Annotated in this window: 23 protein-coding genes; 2 read left to right on the top strand and 21 right to left on the bottom strand. The window is 38.2% G+C overall.

Going from position 1 to position 25001, the window contains the following annotated elements:
• Positions 1-21: 21 nt before the first annotated feature.
• From ACQKOF_RS00860 to ACQKOF_RS00830, 7 genes are all read right to left on the bottom strand, one after another.
• Positions 22-1671, bottom strand: coding sequence for a DAK2 domain-containing protein (locus ACQKOF_RS00860; RefSeq protein ID WP_427552770.1), 1650 nt, complete (start codon positions 1669-1671; stop codon positions 22-24).
• 18 nt (positions 1672-1689) lie between these two features.
• On the bottom strand, positions 1690-2049 hold the full coding sequence (locus tag ACQKOF_RS00855; RefSeq protein WP_053483333.1) for an Asp23/Gls24 family envelope stress response protein: 360 nt from the start codon (positions 2047-2049) through the stop codon (positions 1690-1692).
• Positions 2050-2160: 111 nt separating this feature from the next.
• Positions 2161-3360, bottom strand: coding sequence for a GGDEF domain-containing protein (locus ACQKOF_RS00850; protein WP_427552767.1), 1200 nt, complete (start codon positions 3358-3360; stop codon positions 2161-2163).
• 298 nt (positions 3361-3658) lie between these two features.
• On the bottom strand, positions 3659-5263 hold the full coding sequence (locus ACQKOF_RS00845; RefSeq protein ID WP_427552765.1) for a M20/M25/M40 family metallo-hydrolase: 1605 nt from the start codon (positions 5261-5263) through the stop codon (positions 3659-3661).
• 420 nt (positions 5264-5683) lie between these two features.
• Positions 5684-7096: an amino acid permease gene (locus ACQKOF_RS00840; protein ID WP_427552763.1), complete on the bottom strand. Its 1413-nt coding sequence runs from the start codon at positions 7094-7096 to the stop codon at positions 5684-5686.
• Between the two features lie 488 nt (positions 7097-7584).
• Positions 7585-8346 (bottom strand): dimethylarginine dimethylaminohydrolase family protein, encoded by a 762-nt coding sequence (locus ACQKOF_RS00835; RefSeq protein WP_427552761.1) that lies wholly within the window; start codon positions 8344-8346, stop codon positions 7585-7587.
• A gap of 16 nt (positions 8347-8362) precedes the next feature.
• Positions 8363-9235, bottom strand: coding sequence for a dimethylarginine dimethylaminohydrolase family protein (locus ACQKOF_RS00830; RefSeq protein WP_427552759.1), 873 nt, complete (start codon positions 9233-9235; stop codon positions 8363-8365).
• Between the two features lie 224 nt (positions 9236-9459).
• Here ACQKOF_RS00830 and ACQKOF_RS00825 point away from each other — a divergent pair, with 224 nt between their 5' ends.
• Complete coding sequence (locus tag ACQKOF_RS00825; RefSeq protein ID WP_427552757.1) at positions 9460-10197, top strand: IclR family transcriptional regulator; 738 nt, start codon at positions 9460-9462, stop codon at positions 10195-10197.
• Between the two features lie 271 nt (positions 10198-10468).
• Entirely contained in the window at positions 10469-10657 is a 189-nt protein-coding gene (gene rpmB, locus ACQKOF_RS00820) for a 50S ribosomal protein L28 (RefSeq protein WP_004227417.1), read from the top strand.
• Between the two features lie 417 nt (positions 10658-11074).
• Here the strand turns inward: rpmB and spoVM are convergent, their stop codons facing one another.
• The 14 genes from spoVM to gmk form a co-directional block, all read right to left on the bottom strand.
• Entirely contained in the window at positions 11075-11176 is a 102-nt protein-coding gene (gene spoVM, locus ACQKOF_RS00815; RefSeq protein ID WP_100544041.1) for a stage V sporulation protein SpoVM, read from the bottom strand.
• Positions 11177-11194: 18 nt separating this feature from the next.
• Positions 11195-11848: a thiamine diphosphokinase gene (locus ACQKOF_RS00810; protein ID WP_427552755.1), complete on the bottom strand. Its 654-nt coding sequence runs from the start codon at positions 11846-11848 to the stop codon at positions 11195-11197.
• Positions 11845-12513: a ribulose-phosphate 3-epimerase gene (gene rpe / locus ACQKOF_RS00805; RefSeq protein WP_387081476.1), complete on the bottom strand. Its 669-nt coding sequence runs from the start codon at positions 12511-12513 to the stop codon at positions 11845-11847. Before rpe ends, ACQKOF_RS00810 begins: the two co-directional genes overlap by 4 nt.
• A 2-nt stretch (positions 12514-12515) precedes the next feature.
• The gene (gene rsgA, locus ACQKOF_RS00800; protein ID WP_427552753.1) at positions 12516-13400 is read right to left on the bottom strand and encodes a ribosome small subunit-dependent GTPase A; all 885 of its coding nucleotides are present in this window, start codon (positions 13398-13400) and stop codon (positions 12516-12518) included.
• Between the two features lie 11 nt (positions 13401-13411).
• Entirely contained in the window at positions 13412-15388 is a 1977-nt protein-coding gene (gene pknB / locus ACQKOF_RS00795; RefSeq protein ID WP_427552751.1) for a Stk1 family PASTA domain-containing Ser/Thr kinase, read from the bottom strand.
• A 2-nt stretch (positions 15389-15390) separates the two neighbouring features.
• Positions 15391-16140 carry a Stp1/IreP family PP2C-type Ser/Thr phosphatase gene (locus ACQKOF_RS00790; protein ID WP_053483343.1) on the bottom strand — a complete coding sequence of 250 codons (750 nt, stop codon included), beginning with the start codon at positions 16138-16140 and terminating at the stop codon, positions 15391-15393.
• 6 nt (positions 16141-16146) lie between these two features.
• Complete coding sequence (gene rlmN, locus ACQKOF_RS00785) at positions 16147-17289, bottom strand: 23S rRNA (adenine(2503)-C(2))-methyltransferase RlmN (protein WP_427552749.1); 1143 nt, start codon at positions 17287-17289, stop codon at positions 16147-16149.
• Entirely contained in the window at positions 17289-18650 is a 1362-nt protein-coding gene (rsmB, locus tag ACQKOF_RS00780) for a 16S rRNA (cytosine(967)-C(5))-methyltransferase RsmB (RefSeq protein ID WP_427552747.1), read from the bottom strand. Before rsmB ends, rlmN begins: the two co-directional genes overlap by 1 nt.
• On the bottom strand, positions 18647-19588 hold the full coding sequence (gene fmt, locus ACQKOF_RS00775) for a methionyl-tRNA formyltransferase (RefSeq protein WP_427552745.1): 942 nt from the start codon (positions 19586-19588) through the stop codon (positions 18647-18649). Before fmt ends, rsmB begins: the two co-directional genes overlap by 4 nt.
• 1 nt (position 19589) lies before the next feature.
• Positions 19590-20084 (bottom strand): peptide deformylase, encoded by a 495-nt coding sequence (gene def, locus ACQKOF_RS00770; protein WP_427552742.1) that lies wholly within the window; start codon positions 20082-20084, stop codon positions 19590-19592.
• A gap of 497 nt (positions 20085-20581) precedes the next feature.
• Positions 20582-22996 carry a primosomal protein N' gene (gene priA, locus ACQKOF_RS00765; protein WP_427552740.1) on the bottom strand — a complete coding sequence of 805 codons (2415 nt, stop codon included), beginning with the start codon at positions 22994-22996 and terminating at the stop codon, positions 20582-20584.
• Positions 22993-24003 carry a bifunctional phosphopantothenoylcysteine decarboxylase/phosphopantothenate--cysteine ligase CoaBC gene (coaBC, locus tag ACQKOF_RS00760; RefSeq protein ID WP_427552738.1) on the bottom strand — a complete coding sequence of 337 codons (1011 nt, stop codon included), beginning with the start codon at positions 24001-24003 and terminating at the stop codon, positions 22993-22995. The genes priA and coaBC overlap by 4 nt, the downstream gene beginning before the upstream one ends.
• Positions 24004-24130: 127 nt before the next feature.
• The gene (gene rpoZ, locus ACQKOF_RS00755; RefSeq protein WP_370042914.1) at positions 24131-24358 is read right to left on the bottom strand and encodes a DNA-directed RNA polymerase subunit omega; all 228 of its coding nucleotides are present in this window, start codon (positions 24356-24358) and stop codon (positions 24131-24133) included.
• A gap of 4 nt (positions 24359-24362) precedes the next feature.
• Positions 24363-24980 (bottom strand): guanylate kinase, encoded by a 618-nt coding sequence (gene gmk, locus ACQKOF_RS00750; RefSeq protein ID WP_370042915.1) that lies wholly within the window; start codon positions 24978-24980, stop codon positions 24363-24365.
• Between the last annotated feature and the right edge of the window lie 21 nt (positions 24981-25001).

Raw genomic sequence — 25001 nt, 5'->3', positions numbered from 1 at the left:
TACATGGAAAGTAGCATCAAATTATTCTACTGAAATAATATATGGATACAATCCTTGCTTACCATTAAATAACTCTACTTCAACCTCTGGATAATTCTCTTCAATAAATTTCACTAATTCTGAGGCGTTTTCTTTCGTTGTATCCTCACCATAGATGACTGTTACAATTTCTGCATCTTCATCCACTAAATCAGTAATGACCTTCTCAGCAGCATCTTTTAATGCTGGAGTAGATAATACAATTTTCCCCTCAGCAAGAGCCATGAAATCGTCCTTATGAATTTCCACACCATCAATTGATGTATCTCGAACTGCATACGTTACTTGGCCAGTTTTAACATTTACAAAGGCTTCTGTCATTGTTGCTTGGTTCATTTCAACTGCCGCCTCTGGATTAAACGATAAAATCGCTGCCATACCTTGAGGGATTGTTTTCGTCGGAACTACAGCCGCTTCTATATCTAAAAGCTCTACTGCTTGTTCTGCTGCCATCACGATATTTTTGTTATTTGGTAAAATCAATACTTTTTCAGCACCAATTTCTTGTACTGCCTTTACAATATCTTCAGTTGAAGGATTCATTGTTTGACCGCCTTCAATAACATAAGAGGCACCAATTGAACGAAGTAATTCAGCAACTCCCTCGCCCATTGCAATCGTTACAATTGCATATGGGTGCTTTTCTACTTTTTTAGCTGAAGAAGGAGCTTTATGATCCTCACCAACAATGGCAGAATGCTGTTCACGCATATTGTCGACTTTAATTTTAATAAGACTACCATATTTTTGACCCATTGCTAAAACAGCGCCTGGTTGTTCAGAATGAATATGCACTTTTGCAATTTCTTCATCTGAAATAACAAGTAAAGAATCACCTAGAGGATTTAATTCATTGCGGAATTGTTCTTCGCTAAATGGCTCTTTTCCTTCTTCAAAACGTACCATGATTTCTGTACAATAACCAAATTCAATATCCACAGTATTCATGAAATCTTGTGCTCTATGATGTTCTGCATTAATTAAATCATCTAAAGTTGCTTCATTTTTCACCGGTAATGGCTCGCCCTTTAAAGATGCTAAAAATCCTTCATACACAAATAGAAGACCCTGACCGCCACTATCTACAACACCGACTTCTTTTAGAACAGGGAGAAGTTCAGGCGTACGTTGCAACGAAGCCTGTGCTTCAGCAGTAAATGCTTCCATCACTGCAATGATATCGGTTTCAGTTTCTGCCACTTCTACACCTTTTTTCGCCGCTTCACGTGCAACCGTTAAAATCGTTCCTTCAACTGGCTTCATTACTGCTTTATAAGCAGTTTCTACGCCTGCTTGGAAGGCACCGGCAAAGCCCTTGGCATCAATTGTCGCTTCTTTTTCGATAGACTTACCAAAGCCACGGAATAACTGCGATAAAATAACGCCAGAATTTCCACGTGCCCCCATTAGTAAACCTTTTGATAAAGCTTGAGCTGTTTTGCCGATATGTTCTGATGCATGAAGCTCCGTTTCCTTTGCCCCAGATGTCATCGATAAGTTCATATTCGTTCCTGTATCACCATCTGGTACTGGAAATACATTTAATGAATCAACATAATTTGCATTTTGGAATAGGTGATGGGCACCCATTTGCACCATTTCTGCAAACTTTATTCCGTCTAAAGACTGCATTCGATTTTGTTCCTCCTCTTAATTCGCTACACGAACGCCCTGCACAAAAATATTGACAGATTTTACGCTCATACCTAATGTTTTATCCACTGTATATTTCACTTTCGATTGTACTTGATAAGCAACTTCCGAAATTTTTGTCCCGTAACTAACAATAATGTACATATCAATATGTAAATCGTCGTCCTGTTTTCGAATAACAACACCTTTTGCAAAATTTTCTTTACGTAAAATATCAGTTAGACCATCACGAATTTGATGTTTAGATGCCATGCCAACAATACCGTAGCATTCTACAGCAGCGCCACCAGCTATTTGTGCAAGTACATCTGTTGAAATATCAATTTGGCCGAATTCATTGTTTAATTCAATTGACATAGAAATGCCCCCTTGGCTCTTTTTGACTAAATGATATTGTAACACTTTCGTTATGCATTAAGCAACCTTGGAAGGCAAGAAAGCGCTCTGTATCAACGTTTTCTGACATTATTAAGGTAAACATACATCTTCACCGAAATTTCCACTTTTGCTGTAAAAATTGTTACGACCGTTTTGTTTTGCTGTGTATAGTGCTTGATCAGCTAATTCACAGCATGTTCTCAATTGCTCGCTATTCGAGATTTTAGCATGACACATCCCGATGCTGACTGTTACAATATCAGCTACTTTTGAACGTTCATGACGAATGTTTAAGTTGCGTACTTCCTCTAAAATTTCCTCACAAACATGCTCTGAAAACTTTGCGGCATGCTGACTAACAATTACGAACTCTTCGCCTCCCCACCGTGCTGCAAATGCATTATACTTTTCTGCAATTTCATCTACTAGAGCTGCCACTTTTATCAATGCTTCGTCACCTTGTAAATGACCGTAATAATCATTTAAATTTTTAAAGAAATCAATATCAATCATCATGACAGACAAAGATTTTGGTTTAAGTTGTTGCCCTATTTGTGTCAATTTATTATTAAAAGCTCGTCGATTAGGCAAATTTGTCAACGTATCCCGAAGTGCTTGCTCTGATAGTTCATTATTTTTCTCAGCTAATAATTTCGACAAATTCTTGGATTTTATCATTTCTTCTTGTAATAAAATATGTTGTTTCGTAAATTGTCTTTTTATTTTAAATGTATGACGCTGAATAATTAGCCCCATCGGAATAATAAGGGACATCGGTAAAAATATTTTAATACTTTCACCAGATATCCCGACACTCAAGTAACCACCTATCAAAATGGGTGGTACTGTTAATAACATAATCCAAAAAAATTTTCGGAAAGGTAGAGAAAAAAAAGTACAAATCATTAAAAATAGCACCTCATAAAGAGCCACATGCTTAAAAAAATAAACGTCCATTACGGTTATGACAGTAATTAATAATAATATTGTATAGATATAAGCAAGTAAGATAGATTCGTATTTTCGTAAATTAAGAGTTGTAACCTTAATCCTCTTTTCCTTCACAAATAATAACACCGCTAAATCTATATAAAACAATATAATGTGAATGCCTATATAAGCTGGCACCATCGCTCTTTCTGTTTTTGTAAAGAAGACCTCACCATAATGAATAATTGTAATGATGGCTGTTACATACATCAACGTCCACGCTACTGTTCGCATTCGCATTAAATTAAATTGAATCATTTCTATTTGAATAGAGAGAGTTAGCTTTTCTTGATTTTCCATAACTTCCGCTCCTAATAACAATCTTGCAATAATTTGTCCTATTTTTATCGTCTAAATAATTAAAAATACAAGTAGGCTTTGCAAAATTATTAATCAATTATGCCGAGGCATAGTTGCGTCCGGAATCGGCTTTGTGAATGCACAAGAAGTTAAGAATGAACGAAATAATCTCCACCTTTTAAAAAAGCTCAAAAAACCCGCCATATTGCTTGGCAGGTTTTCGTAGTCAAAACTGAAATGCTAACGTAGAAACGAACGATAAAACGGGTTTCCCTATTCATTTGAATCACTTTTTTAATTAAAACAGGCTTTTTATAAGCGTATCAAGCATCACTGGCATTTCCTTAAATGCGCTATCCACATGTAATCTTTCCGTCTTTTGATGGGCATCCTTGCCAAAAGGTCCAACGTTTAAAACAGGGCCCTGTAATGCGGACATTTCTTCAAATGGAATACTATACGTGTCTCCCCATACCGGTGTGTTGCGCTCGAATGCTGTCCATTCGTTTGAGTCATCCGAATAATTGACATAGCTCAAATCACAAATACCATTAAAATAGTGAATTTGCTCCACTTCAATATTAAATGTTTTTGCTGTTTTCTTCATTAATTCAATCGATTGAATGACAAGCGGATGATCGGATGAATTAATCGCCGGATAGTAAGGTGGTGCATATAACAGCACTGTCGCCGGTGTAAGTTCCTGGCAACGAATCATTAGCTGATCCACGATGCGAATAGATTTCTCACGATCATCCCATGCACTATTTCCAAGAACATGACTTTTTATTACATTTACTTCCTCAGTGCCTAATTTATTGATCGCATGCTCTAAAAGTGCCTCGTAACGAAGTACTTTTACTTCACCTACGCCATGTACCTTTTCTCGCTCACAAATTCGTTTATATTGTTCATTGCAAGCTGACATTGCTTCCAATGCCACTTGTTCAAAAATATCCATTACTTCTGATGCTGTGCGCTTTAATAAAAACACATTGTAAAGGGCTGCTGCACGATATGGTGTTTGTGTAGAATACTCCATTTTCAAATCTTTTAATTGTAAGGATACTGGTAATGGTGTACTTTCACCAAGATCTGTTTCACGGAAAATTGGATTCCACTCCATATGCTGCGTCATGTATGAAGCAATAAAATTCGCTGTCATTCCTTTTAATGGCTCACCCACATGTGTCTCTTTTCCGTAAAATAAGGTAGCAGGCATAATTTTACCGATAGTTCCTGAATAAATATATTCATTGATATCAGCTGGGCCTTGTGAAAAAGAAGGCTCACTATTTAAAAATAGTTTATAAGAGAGTCCATACTGTTCACGAAGTCTGACAAGCTCAACAACCGCTGCACGCATGCCAGCAGAATTTACTTCTTCATCTGGCACAGCCGTTAAAATAAGATTGATTGGCCATTCTTCGATACTTGCCTTTTCAATCAACTGCATATGCAAAGCAAGCCCCATTTTCATATCCATCGTCCCACGACCAAATAAATAATTACCTGATTCCAAATCAATTCTTGCCGCTTCAGGTAAATCCTTTTTGTATTTAGGTTCCATTAGCTTTTTTGTCAGCTCTTCAGGATAGAAGGCTAATGGCTCCAACTCACCATATTCTTCAGTATGGACCGTATCAAAATGACTAATTAACACAACCGTTTCTGTTGCAGATGGGTGCTTATACAAAGCAGTCACAGCATTGCGCTCAAGGCCCGCATCATGTAATTCAATAAATTCTGGATTTTTCTGAAAATAAGAAAGCGTTTGCAATTTATTTTTTAATTTATAGGCAAATTCATGTTCACCTTTTGTTAATGTCCTACTTTCCCAACTGACAATTTCACATAATAATGCACGTAGCTTTTCAGATGTATTCCAAAGATAAACATTCATAAAAATTCTCCTTTATTTTCTCAAAATCAATTGCATTTCATTTCAATGTATATCAAATGATTCCACATTTTTTACTTCAATTTCAATTCATCATTAAAAGTTGGGATACATTTTTTTAAACGTATGCCATGTATATAATTTTTGATTGGAGTGGAGACTGGGCGACTCCTTGGGGATCAGCAATAGAGGAACGAAGGCTAAAAGCATCACGTCCTGTGATAACGCCTTCGTGACCAACTTCGTGTTGGCCCAAGCCGCTCATCGGACGCCCCCAGGAAGCTTTGCTCTGCGCGAAAGCGAAGCGTCAGCAACAAATGTTTTATCTGTGCGAAAGCGAAGCGTCAGCAACAAATGTTTTATCTGTGCGAAAGCGAAGCGTCAGCAACAAAGCGCTCAGTCGGAATGGAAATCAACCCCACGTTATGGTGATGAGCTGATCTCAGAAGAAACTGTATTTGTTTTACTCAATTTTAATTTATAGAAAATCATGCAAGCGATAAAGAATCCAATACCATATAGTAAACCAACTCTTTGTGTTGGATCGAATGCTAAAAAGACAAGAATTAGCATGCAAAAACTAATACAGAACACTGGAATCAATGGATAAAATGGCGTTTTAAATTTTAAGTTAGCTACATCTCCACCTGCTTTCACAAAACGATATCGGAACATCAATTGAGATGCGCAAATTCCCATCCATGAAATTGTTACAGAAATTCCTGCAATAGACATGAGTAAAACAAATACTGCATCTGCTTCCATCACGCTCGTTAATAAAGAAAGTAGCGAAAAAAGCATCGTGAAAATGAGTGCATTTAATGGCACTTTATTTTTCGTTAGTCGTCCAAATAATTTAGGAGCCATTCCCTCTTTTGACATCGACCATAATAAACGTGTTGAAGCATATAGACATGAATTACCTACTGATAATATCGCTGTTAAAATAACAAAGTTCATGATACCAGCAGCATATGGAACGCCAGCTAAATTCATCAATGTGACAAAAGGACTTTCCAGTAGTCCAAGCTCCGATGACGGGAATATCGCAGATAAAACAATTATAGAAGCGATATAGAAAACAATAATTCTAAATAGAATTGTTCTTATTGCCCGAGGAATATTTTTTTCTGGATTTTCAGTTTCTCCTGCTGCAATACCGACAAGTTCAGAACCTTGATAGGAAAAGATAACATTCATCATTGTGACAAATATAATCGTTATACCGGCCGGGAATAATCCAGACGGTGCTAAATTCGTAAAATGTGGTGTTGGTCGATCAGCTAACGGAATCAATCCAAAGATTGCTGCAACTCCTATAACGATAAATGCAATCACCGCAATGACTTTAATGCTGGCAAACCAAAATTCTGCTTCTGCAAAGCCTCTAGTTGTCAATGCATTTAAAGTAAATAACAGCACCATAAATACGGCACACCATATCCAAATAGGGACTTGAGGGAACCAATGTTGCATCAAAATTCCCGCTGCAGTAAATTCTACCCCCGCTGTGGCAGCTGACCCGACAAAATACATCCATCCTAAAGAAAATCCTGCTGAAGGACTAATAAAACGTGTTGCATAGGTTTGGAAAGAACCAGTTACAGGCATGTAAACAGCTAATTCTCCAAGACAATTCATGACCATGTACAATATTAAGCCACCAAATATATAACCAATTAATGCTCCTCCAGGACCTGCTTGATTAATTGTATAGCCAACGTTTAAAAATAGTCCTGTTCCAATAACTCCACCGAGCGATAGCATTAATAAATGACGACTCTTCATTGAACGGTTTAATTGATTATCTTGCCGTTGTTCCCCTTTACTCAACATCCATCCCCACTCTCTAGTTGTTATTAATATATCGAATATTCTGATATCAAATTTACTAAAGTACCCAATCAATTTATCCTATTTAAATTGATTGGGTATTTTTACATTGAAATCAATTATGCCTCGGCATAATTGCGTCAGGAATCGGCTTTGTGCTTAGGCCTGCACGAGGGCCGACACGATGTCGGTCATTTCGGTAATGCCACATTACCGATGCAGGTCAGTTAGCCGTTATCGCATGGATGCGATGATTTTAGTCTAACATCCTATGTGAACTACTTTCCGATTTTGTGACATCCGCCGAAGGCTTTAGGCCAACAGATGTTTTTTGTGCGAAAGCGTAGTGCTAACGCAGTGGCAGCAACATGATGTTGGTCACTCAGTCGTGTGTTGTTGTTGCTTTCGCACAGATAAATTGCCACAGGACGTGGCGTTCTTAGACTGAGTTCCTCTATTTCAGTGGATGTTTTTACACCCGCTGAAAGAAGTTAAAAACGTAAAGACAAGCAGCTTAGCCCACCATCATGTTTTCTAAATTCAGACATTTCAAGCTCAATTGTTTGGTAGCCTAAATCATTTAATTTACGATTTGTTTCTGGATAGCCCGCTGGAATAATGACATAATCATTTACTTGAATACAGTTTGCTGAATACTCATCCTCTTTTGGAATAATAATTTTTTCATAGGATTCGAATGCAGGATGATCGATGAACTCTCCTGCTAGCACCATACGATTATCACCAACATATGCGATGCCCGTTTTTAAATGGAAAAATTCCTTTAACGGAATAATTGTTGCCTCATAGCCTTCTTTTTCAACGATTTCTTTAAATTGTCGAGCTCCTTCTTCATTAGTACGGTCAGAGATGCCAACATAAAATTTCTTTTCTGCCTGTAATACATCTCCACCATCAAGTGTTCCTGGGCCTTTGATATAGTATAATTTTTCATAGAACTGTTTAACTGCTGGTTCGATTTCCTCAATCTCACGATTACGAGCTTCTGCACCTGGATTTGAAATAATGGCAAATTCAGGTGTTAAAACAGCTGTATCCTCTACGAATGTTGAATCAGGGAAACCTTCATTCGCTGAAAGTTGTGTAACCTCTACGTCACATTTCTTTAAAGCTTCTATATATTTTTCATGCTGCTCAAATAATTCTTCTAAAATCGGTTTTCCTAAATCACTAGTCGTTAAACCATTTACATAGCTATTTCCTGGATTTTTTACAATAACATTTTTAAACATTTTACTTCATCTCCTTTTATCCTCTTACTACTGGGCAAGTTAGACATGTTGGTCCACCTGTTCCTTTTATCGAAATTTCATTACCTTCATATTCATAAACCGTTACGCCTGCATTAAGTAATTGTTGCTTTGTAATTGGATTTCCATTTGGAATAATACATACTCTGGGTGCAAGTGTTAACACGTTACAGCCTAGCGCATCATACTCATCTTTCGGTACTTCGATTAATTGAATTCCTCGTTCGATTAGAAGCTGACGGAAAAATACCGGCATTAATCGTGAATGTACAACCGCTAAATCCTTGTCCACCATACTAATGAAGGACATTAAGTGTAAACATTCTGCTTCCCCTAAATCATGCGGTAGCTGTACAACAATGAATTCATCGACAATATCCTTTGTCATGTCCTTTAGCTGTCGAATAGCTTCATCATTCGTTCGATAACCTCGACCTACAACAAGTGTACGATCATCAAGCCAAACAATATCGCCACCATCTGATACAGCCTCTTCAGTCAATTCTCCGATAAGTGGAATACCCTTTTCCTTTAAAAAGGCTTTATAAGCCGCTGCTTCTGGCTGTCTTAATTTTTTGCCAGATTTCAAGATAATGGCACCATTTGGTGTGAATTTTACAGGATCATGTGCATACAGCGAATCCAACCCTATTTCATCTGATTCTGGTAAAAAATCAATTTTCTCAACATACTTTTCTAGAATGCTCATAAATTCAGCATATTCTTTCAGAGCCTCATCATAGTTAGGTTCTGATAAGTAGTTAAATGTTTTCCATTCATCGCTAAGATGCTCTTGGCTTCGGAAAGCATCTTTTGGATGTTTTACTATTACGTGTTTCAAAGGTGCATACATTGATGAACAATAATGCATTCCTTTCACCCCCTTTTCCGTGTAGTGGAAAACGTTTCCGTCAAGAGGAAAGTTTATATGAAAAATATATGTGTTTTAAGGTATACTGTCAATATATTTAGAAAAATTTCTATATTCATTCTTTTTTAAAAATAGGAAGCGTAATGAAATAGAGATCCACGAGTATGTAGCTAGACGTAGACAAGGATTAAAAATAAAATAAATGAAGGAGAGGTGGGACATCGATGCAATTATTAGAACGAGCAATGACAATCGCAAAAGTTTTAGCTTCTGCAAGCGAAAACAGCTTGTCCATTTCAGAGCTTTCGGCAACATGCAATTTACCACTTAGTACATTACATAGAATTTTAAAAGCGATGATTAAGGAAGGAATGATTGAACAAGACGATCAAACTAAACAATATCGACTCGGTACAATATGGATGGAACTTGGCTTACAAGTGTATGATACGATGGACTACATTAGTAAAATTAGACCAGAATTAGAGCGTTTAGCAAGAGAAGTCGAGGAAAGTGTCTATTTAAGTAAGCCTGCTGGTTTAGATACAATTATTATCGAAAGAATAGACAGTGCAGCTAATCCAATTCGTATTTACGATCAGTTAGGAATTCGTATACCGATGCATATTGGGGCTGCAAATAAAGCAATATTAGCCACAATTCCATTTTCTCAAGCAAGGGAAATTATTAAACAGCTTATTTCTCATGAAGAAATCGCTGAATTAGAGGCACAACTTGAGCAAATAAGACTACAAGGATTTGCCATTAGTCATGGTGAAAGAACAGCAGGAACATCCTCCATTGCAGTTTCTATTTTAAATGGTTTCAATGAAGTAGTTGGTGCAGTAAGTATAGGATTTGTTAGCTTTAACGTTTCAGCAGAACGTATTAATACCCTTACAGAGCGTTTAGTGGAAACTGGTAAACGTGTTTCTATGAAGTTTGGCTACCGAGGGAAATAAAGTGAAGCTTTAATCAGGTGTTTTCTTCATTCCCCACTGTTTAATTAGTTAATGCGGGTTAAATTCGAACTAATATATACCAAGATTTGTATTACCTAGTAATTAACAACCATTATTTAACAAGATTTTTTTGTCTGTAAAGGTTTTTTTCTTGAAAGGTTATGTGAAAACTATTGCACTGAACGTCATCGTATGTTAAATTATTATGGTATGTGAAATACCGAACTGAAATAATAATCTTTCAGCATCAACAGTAAGGAGGGAATACAACATGCCAAAACAATGTGTAATCACTGGACGTAAAGCTCGTACTGGTAACAACCGTTCCCACGCTATGAACGCTAACAAACGTACTTGGGGTGCTAACCTTCAAAAAGTTCGTATCTTAGTAGACGGTAAACCAAAACGTGTATGGGTTTCTGCTCGTGCATTAAAATCAGGTAAAATCGAGCGCGTTTAATCGTTGCTTCCAAAAAATCGATTTCGCATTTGGCGCAAATCGATTTTTTTCTGTCTTATTAACTGGGCAAACTACCAACCGCCTTTGTAAATATTTATATAAATGTAGAAGTTGTATTTAATCATCAGTCTAATGAACGACCATAAATACAATAAAATGACTTAGCCACAAGCAATTACAAGGAAACGTAATTACTTGTGGCTTTCTTTACATATAGCAGTCCCGCACAAAAAATCGCCTATTTTTTGTATATGAATACTTTGAAGATTTATCGGAACAATTTCGGTTTTTATCAACTATAACGCCTTCATGACCAACATCCTGCCGTTGCTTGTTGCCCAAGACCATATTTTTTACATATCACATTAATTTCATGGACATATTTATTGTTCAAAAACAGTAAAAATCCGACTAGTGTTAGTCGGATTTTTTTACTTTCTTTTCTTTTTTAAATATGTTGATACACGTACGCGTAATACTACTTACAAATTTCGGTAGTTGAAATGTATATACTTTCAGGACTCTCTCCCCCTTACGCTAATCTATGCTTCTTATCATTAAACATATGCCTTGCGAGAAAGATATAGACCCTGAATTGCCTATTATTTCATTACTTGTAAAGCGAGATGTACCGAGAGAGATTTCTTCTTTTGTTGTTTCATACTTTACATGCCTTAATGTCACATCTTTAATCGGCTCTTCATGTGCAAAGAAAGACAAATAACGGTATTGCTCGTCTGCTTCAATGATGTGCTTGCCTGGCATTAAAAATTGCATCATATTTGCATGATTAATAATCTTCAATACTACCTGCGGATGCTCTTTTTGTAAACGATAAATCGAACGAACTGCTGCCTCATAATGATCTAAACGCCCACCTGTAACACCTGTAAGTACAATTTCAAGCGGTGTATAGGTCAAGGCTTTTAATAACGCTAAGTCCGTGTCTGTTTCATCTTTTTCTTCCTGGAATCGTTGTCTATCATTTGTATGTGCCATCACCAGCTCGTATTCTTCTTCCGATAGTGAGTCAAAATCCCCTACTATGGCATGTGGTGTGATTCCTTGTTCGATTAAGTATAGTGCTCCTCGGTCTGCTCCGATAAATAACACATCACTTTGCTCTTTATATGGACTAAATGAACAGAGTTCCTCTCTTGGTCCACCTGCACAAACAACGGCTACTGTCATCCTTGAATCGCTGCCTCACCAGCGGCTAAAATTTCTTGTAGGGCCGCGGAACGATCTTCTTTACTATAAATAGCAGAACCAGCTACAAAAATTGTTGCTCCTGCTTTTGCACAAGGAATAATTGTCTCTGCATTAATGCCACCGTCGATCTCTATAGCAATATCTAGATTGCGTTCTTTAATAATAGTTGCTAACGCTTCAATTTTTGGCACAACAGAATGAATGAATTTTTGTCCACCAAACCCTGGATTCACTGTCATGAACAACACCATATCAATATCTTCTAAAATGTGTTGAATAGATTCTATTGGTGTATGTGGATTTAATACAACACCAGGTTTGACTCCATATGAACGAATTAATTGAATCGTACGGTGTAAATGGCGGCAAGCTTCTACATGCACCGTAATATAGTCCGCTCCTGCTTTGGCAAATTGTTCAATATATTGATCTGGATTTTCGATCATTAAATGAACGTCTAGCGGTAAATCAGTTAAAGGACGAATGGCGTCTAATACGATAGAACCAAAAGAAATATTTGGCACAAAATGACCATCCATAACATCGATATGAATAAGCTGTGCTCCCGCCTTTTCTACTTCCTTTACTTCTTCTCCTAATTTAGCAAAGTTAGCTGCTAAAATTGATGGTGCTATTTGTATCATCATTAATACCTCGGCTTTCGATCCATAATTTCTTGCATAAATTGTTCGTAGTGTTTATAACGATAGTCACGAATTTCTCCAGCTTCCACCGCTGCCTTTACTGCACATTTTGGTTCCTTTAAGTGTAAACAGCCTCTAAATTTACAATCATCTGCCATACGGGCCATTTCAGGGAAGCATGCGCCTAATTCTTCTTTCTCTATATCATCAAAATCAAATGAACTAAATCCTGGAGTATCTGCTAATAAACCGTCACATACCTCAATTAATTCGACATGGCGAGTCGTATGTTTTCCACGCCCTAAACTTTGTGAAATAATTCCAGTTTTTAAATTTAAATCTGGAATCAATGTATTTAGTAGTGTGGATTTCCCAACTCCAGATTGCCCTGCTAATACAGAAGTTTTTCCCTTTAAAATAGGTTGTAGACGATCAACTAATTCTTCCTCATCCTTATAGGTTTGTAGCACTGTATAACCCATACTTTCATAATCTGCTATATAGCTTTGCAATTCCTCACGTTTATGATCTTCTAGCAAATCCATCTTTGTTAAACAAATAATTGGATGAACATGAAATGACTCTAAAACAACTAAGAAACGATCCAGTAAAATTGTATTAAAATTAGGTTCTTTTACAGAAAATACCAGAATTCCTTGATCAATATTGGCTATTGGAGGACGTACTAATTCATTTTGGCGTTCCATAATTTTTTGAATAGTACCGTCTGATCCCTCTGTTTCCAGAGTATATTCTACATTGTCGCCAACGAGTGGGGATTCCCCGCGATTGCGAAATACCCCACGTCCTCGACATTGTATTAGTTGTTCTCCATCATATACATAGTAATAACCGCTTAATGCTTTACGTATTTGGCCTTGCGCCATCTAATTCCCCCTTATTTGACATCATCGTAGTTGAATCTGTCTTCAGCAATAATTTCTGAATCACGAATAATTTTATAGGCCGCTTCCTGACCATCTCCAATAACAAGCTGTATTCGATATTCTGTATCAGCCGTAATAGTAAATGTTTCAATTGTTTCTAACATTTTATGGTTTTTATCTTGAATATCAATTCGAATAGTTTGCTCTAAACCTTCCTCATTTGGTTTATATTCAATTGGCACAGTTTTAATCAAAGTTTTATCAGGCTTTGCTGCAGGTCCTTTACTTATGACAACAGCTATTGTAGATCCTGCTTCAACCATAGTCCCAGATTTTGTCAATTGAGAAATAACACTTCCAGCAGCTACTGTATCATTATAGTCTTCACGAGCAATACGCCATTTTAAGCCATTTCTACTTACATACTCATCCATTTGAGCCTTCGTGTAATTCACAACACTATCTACGGTAACCATTTGTAAACCTGCGCTTACCGTAAAAATAACAGTTGTCTCTTTAGCAATTACGTCTTGACCTGCTTCTGGTACTTGTTTAATAATGTGACCTTCAGGCTCTTGTGAGTGCACACTTTCAGTTTTTACATCGGCAAATTTGTCCTTTATCAATGCTTCGACTTGGCTAAATGGTCGACCAGTATAATCTTCCAATTTCGTCGTTTCTTTTCCAAGACTGACGATTAAGTCTATTTCCGTACCTTTTACACGCTCTGTACCTTCCGCAGGATCTGTTTCAATAACCTTATCCTTTTCAACATTCTCATCATAGCGCTCTTGATGTTCACCAACAGCAAAGCCTTCAGCCACTAATTTCTTAGTAGCTTCCTTAATTGTAAGATCAGCCACACTAGGTACAGGTATTTTTTTCGGGCTAAATACATCTGTGGCAAAGAAAATGAATAGGAAAATGGCGATTGCTGATATTAGTAGTCCGGCAACATATATTGGCCATTTTTTCTTTTTCTTTACAGGTGCTGTCTTTTCAACAGGCTTCTTAGCCTCGGGTTTCGGCTTTGATTGTGCAATTGGTTCGATTGCTCTTGTCTTCGTTAAATCTCCGTCTTTACGTATAACTGGCTCTCTTATAATCGGAATAGCCTTTGTCACATCATTATCTTCCGGTATGACAAACTTCGGTTCATTAATACGATTTGGCGATAAAATTGTTTCTAAATCTGCTTGCATTTCTTCTACAGTTGAATAACGATGAGCAGCATCTTTTGCTGTAGCTTTTAGCACAACATTTTCCACGCTTTGTGGAATTGTAGCATCGAATGCACGAACTGACGGTGTCTCTGATTGTAAATGTTTAAGCGCTATCGAAACTGCTGACTCGCCTGAAAATGGCAATTCTCCAGTTAATAATTCATATAAAACAATGCCAAGTGCATAAATATCAGATCTGTTTGTTGCCGTACCACCACGAGCCTGTTCTGGTGATAAATAATGCACCGTTCCTAGCACGGAGTTCGTTTGTGTAAATGACGTTGCACTAAGCGTCATCGCTATGCCAAAATCAGTTATTTTCACATTGCCTTCAGCATCCATTAAAATATTTTGAGGTTTAATGTCACGATGGATAATATGATTTTCATGAGCATTGGCAATTGCTGATGTTAACTGCTTCATAATATGCACACTTCTGGCTGGAGAAATCGGTGCAAATTCCTGTATGTACTGCTTTAATGTTTTTCCTTGGACATACTCCATCACAATATAATGTAGATCACCATCATCACCTACATCATAAACACTAACGATATTTGGATGTGTAAGGCTTGTAGCAGAAAGTGCTTCACGTTGAAAACGACGATGCAATTCATCCTCATTGGTAAAATCATAGCGTAATATTTTGATCGCTACATCACGGTTTAAAATCATGTCATGTGCTAAATAAACATTGGACATACCACCGCCACCAATAAGCTCTATAATTTTATAGCGGTCACTAATTCGTTTACCTACAAGCATACTTACACCTCCTCATCTTGCCTTGTGAGTAGCACGAGGGAGATATTATCTTCTCCCCCGCTTGCATTTGCTAATTCTACAAGTTTTCGTCCTTTTTCTTCTATTGAATCAGGATACGTAATAATTGATGCCATTTCATACACTGTAAGTTTATTGCTTAAACCGTCAGAGCAAATGAGTAAATACGATTCTGATGCTAAATCAACTTCATAAAAGTCAGGTTCAATTGTTTCTTCTGTACCAACAGCTTTTAAGATGAAATTTTTCTTCGGATGCGTCAATGCTTCCTCTTCACTAATTTCACCATTTTCAACCAGAACATTTACATAGGAGTGATCTCTTGTTATTTGTTGTGCACCATCATCAAAGAAATAATACACACGACTATCGCCAACATGTGCGATATAGCAATGATTTTCTTCAATTAACACTGCAATAAACGTCGTGCCCATTCCTTTACAGTCTTCGTGTGATAAAGAATAGTCGTATATACTTTTATTCAATTGCTTGACTGCTTGTAATAACCACTCTTTTTTTGTTGTTGTTGATGCAAAATGATGTGCCTCTGCCTGTAAAAAAACGGACTCTATCTGTTTCATTGCCATATCACTCGCTACATCGCCAGCATTATGACCACCCATGCCGTCTGCTACAAGTGCTAGCGCAAGCCCGTCTGGACGTTTAAAAAATGCAGCACGGTCTTCATTAATTGCTCGTTTTAACCCAATATCACTTTCGACTGTGTATTCCAACACTGGTCACCTCGTCTCTTCAGATCTCTCTTGCGCACGTAATTGACCACACGCAGCTGCAATATCAGAACCTTGCTCTCGGCGGATCGTTACGTTAATACCATTTTTCTTTAATGTTTTTTCAAAGGCAAAGATTTGACTACGGGATGTACGAACATAATCACGTTCTGGTACGTAGTTTACAGGAATTAAGTTCACGTGGCATTTAATTCCTTTTATTAATGCAGATAATTCTTCTGCAATTTCAACTGAATCATTTTCACCAGACATTAAACCATACTCAAAACTAACACGTCGGCCAGTTTTTTTGGTATAGTAACGAACGGCTTCCATTAATTCATCCAACTTATAAGCACGAGCAATTGGCATTAGTTTTTGACGAGCCTCTTGGTTTGGTGCGTGTAAGGATACTGCAAAGTTGATTTGTAGCTGTTCATCAGCGAATTCGTAAATTTTAGGAACAATTCCTGATGTTGATACAGTGATGTGACGAGCACCAATATTTAACCCTTTTTCATGGTTGATGACTTTTAAGAAGTTCATCATCGCATCATAATTATCGAAAGGTTCTCCAATACCCATAATGACGATATGTGACACACGTTCGCCCAATTCATCTAAAGTTTGTTGTACTTTGACAACTTGCTCTACGATTTCCCCTGCTAATAAGTGACGTTTTAAACCACCTAAAGTTGACGCACAAAACGTACAGCCAATTCGGCAGCCTACTTGTGTCGTCACACAAACAGAGTTCCCATATTCATGACGCATTAATACAGTTTCAATAGAATAGCCATCTTGTAATTGAAATAAAAACTTGATAGTACCATCTTTTGATTCCTGTTGAATAATTGTTGACAATGTCGTCAATGCAAAACTTGCTTCAAGCTTTTCACGTAATCCCTTTGAAAGGTTAGACATTTCATCAAATGTTTTTACTCGTTTATTATAAAGCCAATCAAAAATTTGTGCTGCACGGAACGATTTTTCACCATTTTCCGTTAACCATTCTTCTAACTGTTTCGGCTGTAATGAGTATACCGATTCCTTTAAATTTGGTTTTTCTTTTTTTGCGCGTCGAACAGGCTTGTCTTCTGCTTCTTCAACTAAGTCGCTTATACGCTCATTAAATTTATCTTGATCCACCATTAGTTGGATCCTCCTTTTTTACGAAAGGCGGCAACGAAGAAACCGTCACTGCCAAAGTCTTGTGGAAAGACTTGAAGCATGCCATCTGCTTGCTTTTCCGCTAATTTTGTTGGTAAAGATTCTAGTTGTATAGCTTCCATTTCTGGATGCGTTGTTAAAAAGGCCTCTACAGTACCTTCGTTTTCCCTTTTATCGACTGTACATGTACTGTACACAAGCTTACCATCTATTTTCAATACTTTTGTTGCAGCATCTAATAGCGCCAATTGTATTTTTTGGAGGTTTTCTAAATCTTCCTCACGTTTTGTATATTTAATATCTGGCTTGCGGCGCATAACACCTAAACCACTACAAGGCGCATCGACTAAAATAGCGTCGAATGATTCTAGTTGTAGAAAATCCGGTGCCTTACGTCCGTCAACCGGAGCAGTCTCTACTATATCAATCCCAAGACGATCCGTATTATGGTCGATTAAATCTAATTTATGAGGGTGAAGGTCGGTAGCTAAAATCGAACCCTCATTTTTCATAATCTCAGCTATATGTGTTGTCTTTCCACCTGGAGCTGCACACATATCTAAGACGCGCATGCCAGGAGATGGATGCAAAACATTCGCAGGAATCATGGAGCTTTCATCCTGAATTGTAATAAGCCCTTCTTGGAATGCTTTTGTTCGAGCTGGCTGACCATTTGTTACATGTAAGCATTCAGGCATCAAGTCACTTTTTTTCGCTGATAAACCTTCCGCTTCTATGCTGGCAATAGCTTGCTCAACGCTTGCTTTCGTCGTATTTACACGTACAGTCTGCACCGGAGGTACATTATTTTCATGTAACATTTCAGCTGCTACTTCAATACCGTAGTTATCGACAAAGCGCTGCACTAACCATTCGGGATGACTCGTTTCAATAGCAAGGCGCTCAATTGGATCTTTAATGTCATCAGTAGAAGCTACACCCTGACGTAAAATAGATCGTAAAATACCGTTGACCATTGAAGCAATACCTTGGTGACCTCGACGCTTGGCAATTTCTACAGCTTCATTTACCGCTGCATGTGGTGGTATACGCGTTAAATAATGCATTTGATATAAAGATAAACGTAAAAGCCAGCGCACCCAATGATCCACTGAGCCATGAATGAATGGCTCTAAATAGTAGTCAAGTGTCATTTTATATTGTAGAGTGCCATACGTAATTTCTGTTAAAAGCGCACGATCCTTCGCTTCAATTTTATGGCGCTTTATCGTTTCATTTAAAAGCAAATTACTATAGGCTTGATTTTTATCTACTGCTAACAGAATAGAAAGTGCAGCATCACGCACATTTCCATCCCAAATTACTACGCTTTTTTTACTCATTTAAATTGGTCCCCGATCTGTAATTTAGAACCTGTACCACGCAAATATTCTTCTGCTGTCATGCGTTTTTTACCAGCTGGTTGGACATCATACAGGGCAAGTGTTGTACCATTTCCTGCTGCAACTTCAAAATGATCCTTCGAAATCGCGACCACCTCACCAGGTATAGCATCATGCTTTGTGCTACCAACCTGTGCCCACCAAATTTTAAAATTACCATCTTCAAATGTTGTATAGGCAACTGGCCATGGATGCAGACCACGCACTTGATTGTATAAAGTTGTAGCATCCTTTGTCCAATCGATACGTTCTTGTTCACGTGAAATATTGCTTGCAAAGGTTACTTGCGCTTCATCCTGCACGGTACGGTTATTTGTTCCATTTATAATAGAAGGAAGTGTATCTTTTAATAATTCGGAGCCTACAATACTTAGCTTATCAAATAGTCCACCTGTATGATCTTTCTCTTCAATTGGGATAGCCTTTTGAGATATGATATCACCGGCATCTAGCTTTTGTTCCATATACATGATCGTTACACCTGTCTCTTTTTCACCATCAATAACTGCTTGGTGAATAGGTGCTCCACCACGATACTTCGGTAAAAGTGACGCATGGACGTTAATGCAACCAAGCGGTGGTACATCTAGCAATTCTTTTGGCAAAATTTGTCCAAAAGCAGCCGTTACAACTAAGTCAGGCTGTAAAGCAATAATTTGCTGTAATTCCTCAGAACCACGGAGCTTTTCAGGCTGAATAACAGGTAAACCTAGCTCCATCGCTGCTGCTTTAACAGGTGGTGGTGTTAGCACACGCTTACGCCCAACTGGACGATCTGGTTGTGTAACTACAGCTTTAATATCATAACCTTCATGATGTAGCATACGCAAAATTGGCGCGGAGAAATCAGGTGTCCCCATAAAAATTATTGAAGTCATATTATTCCTCCTCTTCAGCATACATTGCTTCAAGCTCTTCTTCAGATAGAATACGTTTGATTTTTGAATCAAATAGCACGCCATCTAAATGATCGATTTCATGTAAAATTGCTCTTGCATCAAAGCCTCCCGCTTCTAGCTCATATACACGCCCTTCACGGTCACACGCTTCAATTTTTACATAGTCAGGTCGTTCAACCTCACCGTATAATCCCGGGAAGCTTAAGCATCCTTCAATATCTACTTCAGCTCCATCCGTTTCAATAACAGTTGGATTAATCATTTCTAAAATATCTCGTTCCTCGCCAAGCTCGACAATCGCAACACGTAATCCTACATTTATTTGTGGTGCTGCAATACCAACGCCATCGTATTCAACCATTGTGTCATATAAATCATCTAGTAATGTAATAATTTCTTCATTAATTTCTGTTACTTCCGCGCATGGTGTTGATAATACCTTTGCTGGATGTTCTACAACTTTTTTAATTGCCATGTTATGTTCCTCATTTCTATATTTAAGGCTTAGGACCTTGTCTAATTGTAACGCCACTTCATAATGTAAGGTTGATTTCCGTTCCGGCTGGGCGCTTTCCTGGGGGCGTTCGATGAGCCGCTTCGCTTCGCTGCAGGGTCTCATCTGTAACGCTAATCCCCGAGGAGTCGCCCAACCTCCACTCCAATCAACTTATATACATTGCATACTTTTTAGCAAAATGTCATCCCAAACTTTCAGTGATAGGACAAAGTCTATTAGAAATTCCACTTGAATAGCTCATCATTTAAACTTGGTCTTGATTTCAGTTGCAACTGGGCGCTTTGTTGTTGCTGTCGCTACGCTTTCGCACAGAAAACATTATTGCTGACGCTTCGCTGCATGGCCTCATCTGTGATGCTAATCCCCGAGGGGTCACCCGGCCTCCACTCCAATCAACTTATTCGTATGGCATAAATTTCAACAAAATGTCATGTCTAATCTGGTGATGGAGCGTTTTATATAGTTGACGGATCTAAATCTACCGTCATTAATATCCCTTGTTTAATCCATTCCGCTCGATACATCGCTAGAAGGCGCTGTAATACAGGAATGAGATTAGGTTCAATTTTATATTTTATCAAACATTGATAGCGATATCTATTTTGGAGACGACTAATACTTGCAGTTGTTGGTCCAATAATTGCTACTCGGTTTGATAAGTTTTCCTTTAGCCAATCCGCTGCACGTCCAGCATACTCTGCCGCCATCATGACATCCTCATGGGATATTTGAACAAGTGCTACATAATAATACGGTGGATAGCTAGAGCGGCGGCGTAAAAACATTTCACGTTCGTAAAATGGCTCGTAATCTTGTATTTTGGCCAATTCAATTGCATAATGTTCTGGCGTATACGATTGAATAATAACCTCACCATGCTTTTCATGACGTCCAGCCCTACCACTAACCTGCGTTAATAATTGAAATGTACGCTCCGCTGCACGGTAATCGGGTAGATGGAGAGATGTATCAGCACTAAGTACACCAACAAGCGTAATATTAGGAAAATCAAGACCTTTAGCAATCATTTGCGTCCCTAGCAAAATATCTGCCTGTCCTTCCCCAAATGCCTGTAAAATTTCTTCATGTGCACCTTTGTGCTTTGTAGTATCAACATCCATTCGGAGAACCCTCGCCTCAGGAAATAGCTTATAAATTTCTTCCTCGACTTTTTGTGTCCCCGTACCAAAATAACGAATATGCTCACTCTGGCATTGTGGACATATTTGAGGAACACGCTCCTCATAACCACAATAATGACATTTTAATTTCTCTGTTGTTCGATGATACGTTAACGAGATATCACAGTTCGGACATTGTACAACCGTTCCACAATCACGACAAAGCACAAAAGAAGAATAGCCACGACGATTTAAAAACAGCACCATCTGCTCTTTTTTCTCAAGCCTTTCACGTATAGCATCAATAAGTTGCTCCGAAAACATAGAACGATTCCCTTTTTGAAGTTCTTCTCGCATATCGGCAATAAAAACAGTTGGTAACGGTTGATGCAAAGCACGTTGCTTTAATGATAGCAAACTATATACGCCCTTCTTTGCTCTCGCAAATGATTCAAGTGCAGGCGTTGCACTACCTAATATAACTGGACATTTGTAAAATTCACTTCGCCAAATCGCTACATCTCTAGCATGATAACGCGGTGAATCCTCTTGCTTGTATGTTGATTCATGCTCTTCATCTAGAATAATGAGACCTAAATTTGTAAAAGGTGCGAAAATCGCAGAACGAGCCCCAACAACAACGCTTACCTTTCCTTGCTGAATTTTACGCCATTCATCATACTTTTCACCGACAGATAAGCCACTATGCATGACAGCAACAAGCTCACCAAAACGACTACGAAAACGCTCTGTCATTTGTGGTGTTAATGATATTTCAGGCACTAGCATAATGGCTTCCTTACCTTCATCTAACACCTTTTGTATCGCTTGCAAATATATTTCAGTTTTACCACTTCCCGTGACGCCGTGTAGTAAAAAAGTTTTCGCAGTCTGTTCTTCCATCGACCCATTAATAGCCTTAAGTGCTATGTGCTGCTCTTCCGTCAATTGTAAAGATTGCGTACGGGAAACCTCCTTCGTAAAGGGATCTCGATACACCTCTTCTTGTATAAAATGAGCGGCTCCTTTTTCAATAACTGACTGTAATACCGCGGTAGATGTGCCTGTTTCCTCATAAATTTCCTGTGGCAAAAGGATCTCTCCACGGTGTCTACCCATCCATTCAATCAGTTGGCGCTGCTTGGCTGCTCTCGCTGCACCTTCCATTGCCTTATCGATATCTTGCTGATGATCTGAAATTTTGACCATCCGTATTTCTTTCACATTCCCTTGCTGCTTCACAACATTTTCAATTTTTACAATTTTATTAGTGATAAGCTGTTTTAATAAAGGAAGTAATTCTGCACGTTCGAATTCTTTGAAATTAGCCTGTTGTCGCTTACCAAAAATAGCTTGAGCCTCATCTGGCAAAGCGCTTTTCTCCTCTAGTAGCGTTATGATTTTTTCATACTTCGCTCGAAGCGCTGATGGGAGCATGACCTGTAAGGCATCAATTTCATAACAAATCGTTTCGTTTTTCAGCCACTTTGCCATTAACAGCATTTCTTCGGTTAATACTGGCTCTATATCTAAAATTTGCGCAATAGACTTTAATTTATTAGATGGTACATCTGTTTCATTTTTTAATCCGACCACAAAGCCTAGAACATTTCTCGGCCCAAACGGTACTTTTACACGACTGCCCATCTCTATAATATGTGCCCATTCTGTAGGTACTTCATAGTCAAACGGACGATCTACATGGTATGTTGAAACATCCACTATTACCTCTGCAATCAACAAACTCATTGCTTCTCACCCTGTAATACATATGTCCAAAATGCTTGCGCAAACTGCGTGGCATTTGTCGTATCCCACAATTGACCATTTACTTCTGCCGTGTCACTAAAATCAATCCACGTGTCAGACATAATTGTTAACATTGGTTCACCAATAACTTTTTGTCCAAAGGTTATTGCGGTCATTCCTTCTACGGACAGTATCGGTGCCCCTTCAATTATAGGCGTATTTGCTGCATGGATAAAAAATGCAGATGGATATTGTTTTTTATAATCCTCAAGCTGTTCAAAGAGTTTATACACGCTTGTTTCTTTCTCATCTATTAGGATTACATTTGCCCCCAGTGTTTTTGCCTCTTTTGCTATTGCCTGACCAATTTTACTGTTCGACTGTGTACTAATAACATGGTGCTCGTCCAATGGTACATAGAAAGCTCCAGCTGTAACCACTACTGTTTTACCAGCTAATGGCTTAACCTTCTCCGAAAAAAATTCTTGCACGATCGCCGTTATTTTTTCTGGCTCCTCTAAACGACCTTTACCAACATAACCACATGCCAAAAAGCCTTCTGAAGGCTCAATAAATTGATAGCCATCAGATTGTAATTGAGCCAAATTTCGTTTTACCGCTGGATGGTCATACATATGTACATTCATCGCTGGTGCAAGCCATACAGGGGCAGTTGTTGCTAGCAAGGTCGTCGTTACCATATCGTCTGCAATTCCATTAGCCAGTTTCCCTATGACATTTGCGGTAGCTGGTGCAACTAAAATTAAATCTGCCCAATCCGCCAAATCAATATGGGCAATAACACTCGAATCCTTTTCATCAAAAGTATCGAAAAAAACATCATTTTTGGACATAACTTGAAAGCTCAGCGGATTCACAAACTGTCTTGCTGATGCTGTCATGATAACCTTTACATTTGCCCCTGCCTGAGATAGCTTGCTAACTAGAGCGACAGCCTTATAAACCGCTATACCACCTGAAACACAAAGTAAAATATTTTTATTCATGCACAATCGTCCTTTCAAATGATAAGCTCCCAAAGGAAAATTCCTCGGGAGCTTTCGGCATTCTGTATAATCAAAAATCCACTGCAAACTTTAACATTAATTTAGCAAAAGCTTATTTACACCAATGTTAGATTTCGTCTTCGTACACAGTTGACTCATCCTGTGATACCTTCGTAAGTACACCTGCCGCTACTTCTTCAAGTGCTTTCCCTACGTATTTATAGGAAACGTACTTGTGTAAGCGTTCAGTGTCTTGTTCCTCTTGCATTTGACGAGCACGTTTAGATGCTAGACTTACTAAAGAGTATTTTGAATCGATTTCTTTTTTTAATGCATCTACTGATGGGTATAACATAGGTTTATTCTCCTCTCAACATTGACAAATATCTTTTTTCAACACGTTCTCTACGACAATGCTCGGCTTTAATAATCGCATTTATACGATCACAGGCATTTGTCACTTCATCATTTTCAACTACATAATCATAAAGGCTCATCATTTCGAGCTCTTCACTTGCAGTTGCAATTCGCTTTGCAATAACCTCTGCTGTTTCCGTCCCTCGACCAACTAAACGGTCTTTTAATTCCGTTAAGCTTGGTGGGGCTAAGAAAATAAATAATGCATCTGGTGCCTTTTCGCGGATTTGTGCAGCACCTTGCACTTCGATTTCTAAAAACACATCACGTCCCGCATCAAGTGTTTCATTTACATAGGCTAACGGTGTTCCGTAATAATTTCCTACAAATTCAGCATGCTCCAATAAGCCACCCTGTTCAATCAACGCTTCAAATTCTTCACGTGTCTTGAAAAAATAGTCTACACCATCTACTTCACCTTCGCGAGGATTTCGTGTTGTCATCGAGATGGAATACTCATAATTCGTATTCGGCTGAGAAAATAATTCTTTTCGCACTGTCCCTTTACCTACACCAGATGGGCCAGACAGAACAATTAATAATCCACGTTCTTTTATCATTTATTCTCTTTATCTCCCTTA

It is taken from the genome of Lysinibacillus sp. NPDC093190 (genome assembly GCF_050280425.1).
Classification (GTDB): Bacteria; Bacillota; Bacilli; order Bacillales_A; family Planococcaceae; genus Lysinibacillus.
This window is presented reverse-complemented; position numbering and strand designations above follow the sequence as displayed.